The following is a 557-nucleotide window of genomic DNA, read 5'->3' on the forward strand; positions in this document are numbered from 1 at the left end:
TGGTCCAGGGGGCGTCGAACTGGGCAACCGCCTTACCCATCGTGAAGCCAGCGAACTGGATGAAAGCGTAGTACACGCCAAGCGTACCGCCGGCGATTGCGCCTGCGTTGGAGTTGTTGGGTCCGCTAACGCCCGAGCTGCCGAGCTGCGAGTAAACGGTGGAGCCGTTGCCGGTGCCGTTGCCCGTGTAGTTATCCGTCGTCCAGGACATGACCACATCAGCAAAGGTACGAACCACGCCGTACTCGGTCGCAGTGCGTGTGTCGATGTTGAGGTCTGAACGGGCGCGAGTGACGTAGTAGTTCGTCAGACGGTTCGAAGAACCGTTAACGCTGCTGAAGTTACCGTTGAAATCGGTCGCGTTGATCGCGACTTCAGCACGCAGGTAACCACCCAGCTTGATACAGGTGTCAGTGCCCGGGATGTAGTAGAATCCGGCACCGTACAGGGCCCCGCGGGTCACTTCAAATTCCTCCGGGTGTGGTCAGTCAAATTCCTCCACCCGCGAGGCAGGACAAGGGACTGTTAGTTTGAGTTTGTTTCCCGGGCAAGAGCTT

General features: G+C 58.5%; 1 protein-coding gene. It reads right to left on the reverse strand.

The window, feature by feature from the left end:
- The coding region (locus tag QJT78_RS51995; protein WP_281460928.1) for a porin at window positions 1-463 on the reverse strand (463 nt) is incomplete at its 3' end.
- Window positions 464-557 lie beyond the last annotated feature (94 nt).

The sequence above is a fragment of the Bradyrhizobium sp. Mp27 genome (genome assembly GCF_029953005.1).
GTDB lineage: Bacteria > Pseudomonadota > Alphaproteobacteria > Rhizobiales > Xanthobacteraceae > Bradyrhizobium > Bradyrhizobium barranii.